The sequence below is a fragment of the Kineococcus rugosus genome (genome assembly GCF_050871975.1).
Lineage (GTDB): Bacteria > Actinomycetota > Actinomycetes > Actinomycetales > Kineococcaceae > Kineococcus.
This window is the reverse complement of record NZ_JBJLSJ010000008.1, coordinates 137,798-148,114: the sequence shown is the minus strand read 5'-3', so window position 1 is coordinate 148,114 and position 10,317 is coordinate 137,798. Positions and strand designations below refer to the sequence as shown.

At 75.6% G+C, this 10,317-nt stretch carries 8 protein-coding genes; 5 read left to right on the top strand and 3 right to left on the bottom strand.

The genetic code is table 11. From position 1 onward, the window contains the following. Nucleotides 1-245: 245 nt before the first annotated feature. Nucleotides 246-1,991, bottom strand: coding sequence for a CYTH and CHAD domain-containing protein (locus tag ACRYM6_RS06590; RefSeq protein WP_432541961.1), 1,746 nt, complete (start codon nt 1,989-1,991; stop codon nt 246-248). Nucleotides 1,992-2,098: 107 nt separating this feature from the next. On the opposite strand from ACRYM6_RS06590, the gene ACRYM6_RS06585 reads away from it, so the two are divergent. The 4 genes from ACRYM6_RS06585 to ACRYM6_RS06570 all read left to right on the top strand — a co-directional run bounded on the left by ACRYM6_RS06585 (nt 2,099) and on the right by ACRYM6_RS06570 (nt 8,251). Then, a complete protein-coding gene (locus tag ACRYM6_RS06585) occupies nt 2,099-4,633 on the top strand; it encodes a cell wall-binding repeat-containing protein (RefSeq protein WP_432541960.1) in 2,535 nt (844 codons plus the stop codon). 112 nt (nt 4,634-4,745) lie between these two features. Further along, entirely contained in the window at nt 4,746-6,719 is a 1,974-nt protein-coding gene (locus tag ACRYM6_RS06580) for a cell wall-binding repeat-containing protein (protein WP_432541959.1), read from the top strand. A 195-nt stretch (nt 6,720-6,914) separates the two neighbouring features. Then, a complete protein-coding gene (locus tag ACRYM6_RS06575; protein WP_432541958.1) occupies nt 6,915-7,091 on the top strand; it encodes a hypothetical protein in 177 nt (58 codons plus the stop codon). A gap of 131 nt (nt 7,092-7,222) precedes the next feature. Further along, on the top strand, nt 7,223-8,251 hold the full coding sequence (locus ACRYM6_RS06570; RefSeq protein ID WP_432541967.1) for a glutathione S-transferase family protein: 1,029 nt from the start codon (nt 7,223-7,225) through the stop codon (nt 8,249-8,251). Here the strand turns inward: ACRYM6_RS06570 and ACRYM6_RS06565 are convergent, their stop codons facing one another. After that, complete coding sequence (locus ACRYM6_RS06565) at nt 8,252-9,256, bottom strand: NADP-dependent oxidoreductase (RefSeq protein ID WP_432541957.1); 1,005 nt, start codon at nt 9,254-9,256, stop codon at nt 8,252-8,254. 43 nt (nt 9,257-9,299) lie between these two features. Next, entirely contained in the window at nt 9,300-9,680 is a 381-nt protein-coding gene (locus tag ACRYM6_RS06560; protein WP_432541956.1) for a DUF1304 domain-containing protein, read from the bottom strand. A gap of 57 nt (nt 9,681-9,737) precedes the next feature. Here ACRYM6_RS06560 and ACRYM6_RS06555 point away from each other — a divergent pair, with 57 nt between their 5' ends. Continuing rightward, a complete protein-coding gene (locus ACRYM6_RS06555; protein ID WP_432541955.1) occupies nt 9,738-10,295 on the top strand; it encodes a TetR/AcrR family transcriptional regulator in 558 nt (185 codons plus the stop codon). Nucleotides 10,296-10,317: the final 22 nt, after the last annotated feature.

The window sequence follows — 10,317 nt, the reverse complement described above, 5'->3', positions numbered from 1 at the left end:
GGTGTTCCCCACCGCCGTCGGCGGCGCCTTCCACGCCGAGCTGCGCCGCACCCGCGCCGAGGGCGGCCTCGTCACCTGGACCGGGCCCCTGCCCGGCACCGGCCGCAGGATATACGTGCGCGCCCACCGCGTCCATCCCCCCCCCCGCGCCCCCCCCCCCCCCCCCCCCCCCCCCCCCCCCCCCCCCCCCCCCCCCCCCCCCCCCCCCCCCCCCCCCCCCCCCCCCCGGTCTCCCGGTCAGCGGGTCAGCGCAGCCAGCGGTGCAGCCGCTTGCTCTGCAGCGACGCCCAGGTCTCCTCGAAGTCGGCTTCGCTGGCGGCGGCGTGGGCCTCCTCCTGCGCGAACAACCGCCCGTAGGCGAAGGCCACCTCCGGCCGCGAGGACGCGGCGAGGTCGCGCAGCTGCTGGCGGGTGACCACGGAGTCCTGGTGCTCGCCCAGGACCTCCTGCGCGTCGGTCACGGCGCGCGCGAACCGCGTCGCGTCCTTGCCGAACACCACGGCCACCGCCTCCGCGGCGTAGCGCACCTGCTTGGCGGCCTTGCGCGCTTCGTGCAGCAGCTCGTCGCGCTCGTGGCCCGCCTCGGCCCGGTAGGCGCTCTCGACCAGCCCGGACAGGGTCTGGAACGTCTTCGCCACCCGGCGGGGCAGGACCCGGTCGGCCCGCCGCTCGCCGCGGGAGGTGAACCCCGGGCGTTCCACGAGGTCCTGCAGGGCGTCGAGCAGGGACTGGTAGCGCTCGGAGTCGAGCTCGGCCAGCACCCGGTCGTGGGCGGTGCGGTAGGCGCGGCCGAGCTGGTCGGCGACGAGCGCGGGGACGGCCCCGGCGGCCGCCGGGTCGGCCGGCTGGAGGTCGGGGGAGACGTCGAGGGTGGCCACCGAGCGGACCAGCCGGTCGCGCAGCACCTCCGCGTCGCGGGCGGCGCCCAGTTCGGCGGCCAGCCAGCGCAGCTCGTCGCGCAGCGGCTTCGTCGGCGAGCTCAGCAGCGGCTGGAAGGTGCGCAGCGCGCTGCGCAGGCGTCGGGTGGCGACGCGCATCTTGTGGATGCTGTCGGGTTCGTCCGCGCGCACCCGCGGGTCCTGGTCGAGGACCTGCTGCACCTGCTCGGCCAGGTGCAGCACCAGGACGTCCCCGGCCCGGGAGCGGGCGTCGAGGTGCTTGCGCCGCGGGCCGGCGCGGTCCAGGACGCGCGGGGCGGTCCCCGCACGGGTCCCGGCCGCCGCCGGCTCGATGGCCTCGGGGGCCTCAGCGGGCTCGGTGGCCTCGGCGGGCTCGGTGGCCCCCGCGGGCTCCTCGGCGGGCTCGGCGGGCTCGGTGGGCTCGGTGGGCTCGGCGCCCCCGGAGAGGACCCGCGCCAGCTTCGAGCTGCTGGCCGACACCTGCAGCCCCGCGGCCCGCAGCCCGGCGTCCACGGCCTCGAAGAGCGCGCGGTCGCCCTCCACAACCTCCAGCTCCACCTCGCGCCACGACTGCACGGCCCCGGCCGCCTCGCCGGACCCCTCCAGCGGGAGCAGCCGGCGGGCCTCGACGGTGTCGTCGGCCAGCTCCAGCAGGCGGGTCCCCGCGGCGTCCAGCACCGTGCGGACGTGGCGGTGGGTGTTCAGGCGGGCGACGGGGACGAGGGCCTGACCGCCGGTGAGGTGCTCGACCAGGCGCCGCAGCGCGGCCGGGACGGTCTTGACCGCCCGCCCCAGCGGCACCCGCTGCTCGACGCGGGCGCCGTCCTCCCCGGGCGTCTTCAGGTGCCACCCGGCGTCGGTGCCGCCGGTGCGGCGGCGCAGGGTGGTCCGGGCGGCGCTCAGCCGGAGGTCGGGGGTGTCGAAGTAGGTCGCCTCGAGGTCGAACCCGCCCAGGTCACCGTCCCGGTAGCCGCGCTCGGCGGTGTCGGGCAGCTCCCGCAGCAGCGACGCGAGGGTCGGCAGGTCGGCGCCCGGTTCCAGGTCGTACTTGACTTCGATCTCCACGGCGGTGGTGGGCTGCTTGCTGACCATGGTTCGTTCTACCCCGGGCCCTCGCGGCGCGCCCGTCGCACGCCCCCTCCGGCGTGGACGTCGGGGCGGTTCTTCACCTCGGCGCCCGTCCGGCCGATGGACACGACGTGACTGCTGCCACGACCCAGCCCCCGCGCCGACTGCGCCGCACCGCCGCCTGGCTGCTCGCGACGTCCCTGCCCGTGGGCGTCGTCGCGGGCGCGGCCGGTGCGCACGCCACGACCGTCGACTTCCAGCTCGTGGCCGGCGCCGCCGCCACGCCGTTCACCGGTCCCCGCGCCGTCGCCGTCGACGGCAACGGCACCGTGTACGTCGCCGAGGCGGGGAAGAACGTCGTCAAGCGCATCGTGCCGGGGTCCAGCACCCCCGAGGTCGTCGCCGGGATCGAGTCCGACCCCGGTGCCCCCACCGACAAGAAGCTCCACACCCCCACCGGTCTGGCGCTGTCGCCCGACGGCAAGACCCTCTACGTCGCCGACCCCGGCAACGACGTCGTGGTCAAGGTCGACACCACGACCGCCACCCCGACCGGCAGCACCCTGACCGTCGTCGCCGGCAAGGTCGGCCTCGAGGGCGCCCCCACGAACGCCGCCGGCGTGGACTCGAAGCTCAAGAACCCCACCGGCCTGGCCACCGACGCCGCCGGCAACCTCTACATCGCCGACACCGGCAACAACCAGGTCGAGAAGGTCACCCCCGCCGGTGCCCTCAGCGTCTTCGCCGGCAACGGGAACGCCGCCGCCGCGACCGCCGGCCCCGCCACCGCCTCCGCGCTGAAGGAGCCGTCCGCGGTGACCGTCGACGCCGTCGGGAACGTGCTCATCGCCGACGCCGGGAACCGGACCGTCGACAAGGTCGACCCCGCCACCGGGCTCCTCACCGTCGTCGGCAGCACCGGCCCCACCGGGTCCCCGACCGCGCTGGCCACCGACCTGTCCGGCGCCGTGTACGTCGCCGACCCCGGCGCGGGCGCGCTGAAGAGGATGACCGGCGGCGCCGTCTCGACCGTCAGCCTCGGCGCCCCCGTCGGCCCCGTCACCGCCGTCGCCACCACCCTCGGCGGGAACCTGTGGCTGGCCGACGCCACCCAGGTCGCGCCCTACGAGTCGACCCTCGCCAAGGACGCCCCGCGCATCACCTCCGCGCCGCCCACCACCGCCGCCGTCGGCAAACCCTTCTCGTTCCCGTTCACCGCGACCGGGGTCCCCGCGCCGCAGTGGTCCTTCGTGGACGCCAAGGGGCCGGACGGGCTGACCATCGGCGCCGCCACCGGTGTCCTGTCCGGCACCCCGACGAAGGCGGGCGCCACGACGTTCACCGTCCGCGCCTCCAACGGCAAGGGGCACTTCGACCAGGTCGTCACGCTGACCGTCGGGACGCTGCCGGCCGCGCCCGCCGCGCCCACCGCCGTCGCCGGCGACGGCCGGGCCGTCGTCTCCTGGAAGGCCGCGACCGCCACCGACGTCACCGGCTACGTCCTCACCCCGCACGAGAACGGCGTCGCGCAGAAGCCGGTGGAGTTCACCGCCGCCCAGGCCACCACCCAGGTCGTCACCGGCCTGGCCAACGGTGCGAAGCTCACGTTCACGCTGGCCGCGAAGAACGCGTTCGGCACCGGGCCGGCGTCGGCCGCCAGCGCCGCCGTCACGCCCTACCCGACGCTGAAGAAACCCGTCCTCGACGTCCCGGTCAGCCGCCTGTCCGGCAAGGACCGCCTCGAGACGGCCGTGAACTCCTCCAAGGCGTCGTTCCCGACGGCCGGTTCGGCCGGGGCGGTCGTGGTGTCGGCCGCCTACAAGTACGCCGACGCCCTCGCCGGGGCCCGGCTGGCGTCGGCGGTGTCCGCGCCGCTGCTGCTCACCGAGTCCGACAAGCTCACCGCCGCCGTCGGTACCGAGATCAGCCGCGTCCTGGCCCCCGGCGGCACCATCTACGTCCTGGGCGGCAGCGGCACCGTGTCCGCCGCGGCCGAGACCGCCCTGACCGCCCTGTCGGCGAACTTCACCGTGAAGCGCCTCGCGGGCGACGACCGCTACGAGACCGCCGTGAAGATCGCCGACGAGGTCGCCGCGCAGGCGCCCGGCACGGCGACCGCGCCGATCTACCTGGCCAGCGGCGTGAACTTCCCCGACGGGCTCGCGGTGTCGGCGCTGGCCGCCCGCACCGGCGGAACCGTCCTGCTGACCGACGGGAACGTCCTGCCCGCCGCGACGAAGGCGCACCTGCAGGCGAAGGACCCCGGCGCCACCCGCGTCGTCCCCGTCGGCGGGGCCGCCGCCGCGGCCGCCGCGTCCCTGCCCGCCGCGGGGGGCAGCGCCGCGCGGGCGATCGTCGGCGTCGACCGGTTCGACACCGCCGCCCTGGTGGCGCGCAAGTTCACCGGCGGCCCGACCGCCACGAAGGTCGTGGGTGTCGCCACCGGCGACAACTGGCCCGACGCGCTCGTCGGGTCGGCCGCCGTCGGCCTGCTCGGCGGGCCGCTGCTGCTGACGTCCGGCCCGGATCTGGGCGGTTCGGCGCAGTCCGCGCTCGGGGCGCTGAACACCGCCAAGCCCCTCACCACGGGCGTCGTGTTCGGCGGGGAACCGTCGGTCCCGGCGAAGGCGTACGCGACGTTCGGGACGTCGATCGCGCAGGACTGACCCGCCCGCGGGGTTCCCGGGAAACCCCGCCCGGTGGGCGGTGGCGATCTACAGTGGGAGGAGTTCCCGCCCTCCCGGTGTGACGTCGCCACCGCCCACGGAAAGCCACCCGATGCCCTCCCGCCTGCGCGCCCTGACGGCCGTCTCGATCCTGTCCGCGATCGCCCTGGCCGTCCCCGTCCCCACCGCGGGAGCCAGCACCGGTTTCCAGCCGGACGCCCCCGACCGCCGCATCGGCGGTGTCGACCGCTTCGACACCGCCGCCCGCACCGCCCTCGACGCGTTCCCCACCGGGACGGGCACGGCGCTGCTCGCCAACGGCTGGCGCAACATCGACGCCCTGTCCGGCACCTACCTCGCCGGGCTGGAGAAGGCGCCGATCCTGCTCACCGAGCGCGACGCCGTCCCCGCCACCACCCTCGACGCGCTGCGCCGCCTCGGGGTGCGGGACGTCGTCGTGCTCGGCGACGAGAACTCCGTCGGCGACGCCGCCCTGGACCAGCTCGAGGCGGCCGGGATCGAGATCGCCGGCATCGTCGCCGGGGAGGACCGGTACGACACCGCCGCGCAGGTCTACGGCTTCGGCGAGACCGCCCCCGAGACCGTGTTCCTCGCCCGCGGGGACGTCCCCGCCGGGGCGGTCGCCGCCGACGCCCTCGCCGCCGGGCCCGCCGCGTTCAACGGCAAGCCGATCCTGCTGACCGCCGCCGACCGGCTGCCCGACGTCGTCGCGCACGCCCTCGACGAGGGCCAGCCCCGGTACGTCGTGTTCCTGGGCCGCGGCATCTCCCAGGACGTCAAGGACGAGGTCGCCGACATCGTCCCCGGCGCGCAGCTGCAGACCGTCGGCGGCCGGGACCGCACCGAGACCGCCGCGCTCCTGGCCCGCGCGTACGCCCCCGGCGTCCTCTACGAGTGGCGCGGCCAGGTCGCGATCGCCAACGGCTACACCGTCGACGCCCTCGGCGCGGGCGTGTGGGCGGGGCTGCGGCGCGCGCCGATCCTGCTGACCGACGGCGGCGCCCTCGGCGCGGGGACCACCGAGTACCTGACCAGCGGGATCGGCATGACCCGCGGGACCATGTTCGGCGACGTCCGCAGCGTCCCGCAGGCCCTGGCGGTGCAGGCGCGCGAGCTGGCCCGCGGCGGCCCCGTCGCGCCGCGCGCGGTCACGGCCGTCGACCGGGCGGCCGGGACCCTGCACGTCGAGGGAGCCGTCGCGGACCTGCGCGCGGGGGACGCGTACGCGGTCGACGACACCGTGGTGACCCGCGCGCAGCTCCTCGCCGCCGCGCACGTCGGCAGCCGCCTCGTCGTGGAGGGCTACCTGCCGCGGGAGGGGACGACGACGTGGACGCTGCTGACCACCCGCCCCGAGGACTGGACCGAGGGCACCGTGCAGCGCACCGCGGGCGCGTTCGCCCTCGTGGAGCCGCGCACGGACGTGGTGCTGCGCTCCTTCGCCGACGCGGCGCTGCCCGCGGGCGCCACGTTCGCCGTCGACGGGGTGGACGTGCCCGTCGCGCGCTTCCTGGCCGACCTCAACGACCACGACACGCTGCGCGTCGAGGGCACCCGCTTCGCGCTGACCAACCGGGACACTGACGTCACCGTGACGTCAGTGTCGTCCTCGTCCTACCGGGGCGCGGCGGGGCTGGACCTGCCCGAGCACGACCACCCGCTGCCGACGGCCGCCGACGTCGTGGAGGTCGACGGCGCCCGGGCCACCCCCGAGCAGTTCCGCGCCCAGCTGACGCCGCGCGACCGCGTCCTGAGCGGCACCGCCGGGGGCGTGCACCGGGTGCAGCTGTGGAACGGGGTCCGCCCCGACTTCTACGCCCACTACGACAGCGGGACCCTGCCCACCGCCGCGGGCGCCCCGCCGGCGGTCTTCCACGGCCGCCACCCCGACACCGGCGCCGCCCTGGACTGGACGATGGGGTGGGGCTGCGCGGTCACCGTCAACGGCGTCGCGGCGACCCCGGAGGCCTTCAACGCCGCGCTCGCGGCGGGGGCGCTGCTGCGGGTGCGCGCGACGGACGCGCCGCTGGGGACGGCCGGGGCGATCGACGTCTGGCGGCCCTGAGGTCCCCCGTCCGCGCGGTGGTCGCCCCCCGGTGGGGGCGACTACCGTGGAACGATGGAGATCGAAGCGACCTCGGTCCAGGAGCAGGCACCTCGGCACCCGGACCGGCAGGCACGTGAACGGGCAGAGGAGTTCAGGCGGGACGCCCGGGAAGATCCCGCCACCGCGATCTACCCGCACGCGGAGGTGGCCTCCGTGGACCTGCGGACCGTCATCGACGGGATCGTGCGCAAACCGCTCGTGGTCACCCGGGAGGGGCAGGAGGCGGCCGTCGTCGTGTCGGTCGACTTCTTCAACCGGGCCCACGCCGCCGTGGAGCTGCTGGAGGACGACGCCAGCGCCGAGGCGGAGGACGCCCTCTCGGCCGGCTGAGCCGGCCCGGCCGACCCCGTCCCGCCGCGTGCGGGGCGGGGCCGGCCCCCGCCCCGCACGACGGGGTGCGTGACCGGCCGACCCCTGCTTGAGTGCTCACGCAGGTGGTCGACGGAGGCGGGGACGAGGACATGGGCGAGGGCGGCAGCACGGGGTACGTCAACCCGGCGGGGGAGTTCCGGCGCGACCAGCGCTACCTGGAGACCCGCATCACCGCCGACGGACGCGACGGGTACCCCGTGGAGGCGGGCCGGTACCGGCTGGTCGTCTCGCGCGCCTGCCCGTGGGCCAACCGGGCGATCGTGGTGCGCCGCCTGCTGGGCCTGGAGCCGGTGCTGTCGATGGGCGTGTGCGGGCCCACGCACGACGAGCGCAGCTGGACCTTCGACCTCGACCCCGGCGGCCGCGACCCGGTCCTCGGCATCGAGCGGCTGCAGGAGGCGTTCTTCGCCCGCGTCCCCGGGTACGACCGCGGCATCACCGTCCCCGCGATCGTGGACGTCCCCACCGGTCAGGTCGTCACGAACGACTTCGACCGGATGACGCTGGACCTGTCGCTGGAGTGGACGCGGTTCCACCGCCCCGGCGCGCCGGAGCTGTACCCCGAGCACCTGCGCGACGAGATCGACGCGGTGAACCGCGACGTGTTCCGCGACGTGAACAACGGCGTGTACCGGGCCGGTTTCGCCGGGACCCAGCGCGACTACGAACGGGCCCACGCCCGGCTGTTCGCCCGGCTCGACGACCTGTCCGAACGGCTGGCGACCCGGCGCTACCTGGTGGGGGACAGCATCACCGAGGCCGACGTGCGGCTGTTCACGACGCTGGCCCGCTTCGACCCCGTCTACCACGGGCACTTCAAGTGCAACCGGTCGAAGCTGTCCGAGATGCCGGTGCTGTCGGCGTACTTCCGCGACCTGTACCAGACGCCCGGTTTCGGCGACACCATCGACGTCGAGCACATCAAGCAGCACTACTACGTCGTGCACCGCGACATCAACCCCACGGGCGTGGTGCCCGCGGGGCCGGACCTGTCGGGGTGGTGGGAACCGCACGGCCGGGAAACCCTCGGCGGGCGCCCGTTCGGAGACGGGACGCCCCCGCCGCCGCCGGTGCCGGCCGAGGTCGTCCCCGCCGGGCACGCCCCGCAGCGCCCCTGATCAGACCCGCACGACCATCTTCCCGGTGTTCGCGCCGCGCATCATGTCCAGGAAGGCGTCCACGGAGTTCCCGATGCCGTCGACCACCGTCTCGTCGTACACGACGTCGCCCTGGGCGAACCAGCCGGTCATGCGCTCGCGGAACTCGGCGGCCACCTGCGGGTGGTCGCCGACGATGAAGCCGCGCAGGGTCAGCTTCTTGCTGACCAGGTGCCACAGGTTGTCCGGGCCGGCGGGGCGCTGCGTGGCGTTGTACCCGGAGATGGCCCCGCACAGGGCGGCCCGGCCGTGGGGGTTGAACACGTCGATCGCGGCTTCGAGGTGGTCGCCGCCGACGTTGTCGAAGAACACGTCGACGCCGTCGGGGACGAGGGCGGGCAGCTGCTCCCGGATCGGGGCGTCCTTGTAGTTCGCGGCGGCGTCGTACCCGTAGCGGGACGTCAGGAGCCCGACCTTGTCCGCTGAGCCGGCGGACCCGACGACGCGGCCGGCGCCGAGGAGGCGGGCGATCTGGCCGACGGCGGTGCCGACGGCACCGGCTGCGCCGGAGACGAACACGGTCTCGCCCTCGCGCAGGTGCGCGATCTCGGTGAGGCCCACGTACGCGGTGAGGCCGGTCATGCCGAGGATGCCCAGGTGCACGGAGTTCGGGTGCCCGGGCACCTCGGCGACGGGCCGGAACTGCGCGGCGGGGGCCTGCGCGACGTCCCGCCAGCCGAGGCCGTGGACGACGAGGGTCCCTTCGGGCAGGTCGGCGGAGCGGGAGGCGACGACGCGCCCGACGGCGCCGCCGGTCATGGTCTCGCCCAGGGCGTAGGGCGGGGTGTAGCTCTTGGCGTCGTTCATGCGGCCCCGCATGTAGGGGTCGACGGAGGTGAACTCGTTCTGCACGCGGACCTCGCCGTCGGCGAGGTCGGGCAGGTCGACGCTCACCGTGCGGAAGTCCTCGGCGGTCGGCCACCCGCTGGGGCGGGAGACGAGCTGGACCTGGGTGCTGGTGGTCACGGGTTTCCTCTCGGTGTTCGGTCGGGGTTCGGTCGGTGTTCGTTCAGAGGGCGATCAGCAGGAGGACGGCCCCGAGCAGCGCCGGGACGGCCTGGACGAGCGCGGCGCGGGTCTTGGACCGGTCGGAGGCGATGAGCACCGACCCCGCACCGACCATCGAGAACGCGCCCACCAGGACGAGGGTGGCCCCCACCGCCCGGTGGCCGGTGGCCAGGACGACGGTGCCGGCGAGGATCTCGACCGCGAGGAACAGGTTGTAGAAGCCCTGGTTGAAGGCCAGGGGTGCGGTGGTCCGGGCGGTCGCCCCGTCGAGGCCGAAGGTGCGCGCCGCGCGCGGGCCCGTCCACAGGAACGACTCCAGGACGAACACGTAGACGTGCACGAGCGCCGCGACGGCGGTCACGGCGAGGGCGGCGGCGAGCACGGCGTCTCCTTCAGGCGATGACCGTTTCTGTGATGACCGTTCCACTATAGTGGGGCCATGGGGCGCGCGCAGACCTTCGACACCGGCACCGTCGTGCGGTCGGCCCGCGCGCTGTTCTGGGACCGCGGCTACGAGGACGTCTCCGTGCCCGAGCTCGAAGCCGCCACCGGCGTCGGCCGGTCCAGCCTCTACCACGCCTTCGGCAGCAAGCGCGGCCTGTTCGACGCCGCCGTCGACAGCTACCTCACCGAGGTCGTCCGCCCGCGCCTGCGGTCCCTGCAGGGCCCCGACGTCGCGCCCACCGCGCTCGTCGACCACCTGCGGACCCTGCGCGACGGCCTCCTCGACGGCCGCGCCGCGCTGCACCCCGGCTGCCTGCTGCTGAACGCCGCGACCGCACCCGTCGGCCGCGACGAGGCCGTCGCCGGAGCCGTCCTCGCCTACCGGGCCGAACTGCACGCCGCCCTGCGCCGCGGGGCCCACGCCCACGGCGCCCCCGACCCCGACGGCACCGCCACCCTCTGCACGGCCGCCGTCGTGTGCGCGCTCGTGCTCGCCCGCGTCGACCCGCAGCAGGCCGCCCAGACGCTCGACGCGGTGATCGCCGTCCTCTGACCCGTCCCGCCGCGCGGGGGAG

Coding starts and splice junctions, on each gene's coding strand:
- ACRYM6_RS06580 (WP_432541959.1), top strand. CDS start 4,746: ATGCCCTCCCGCCTGCGCGCCCTGACGGCCGTCTCGATCCTGTCCGCG.
- ACRYM6_RS06570 (WP_432541967.1), top strand. CDS start 7,223: ATGGGCGAGGGCGGCAGCACGGGGTACGTCAACCCGGCGGGGGAGTTC.
- ACRYM6_RS06590 (WP_432541961.1), bottom strand. CDS start 1,991: ATGGTCAGCAAGCAGCCCACCACCGCCGTGGAGATCGAAGTCAAGTAC.
- ACRYM6_RS06555 (WP_432541955.1), top strand. CDS start 9,738: ATGGGGCGCGCGCAGACCTTCGACACCGGCACCGTCGTGCGGTCGGCC.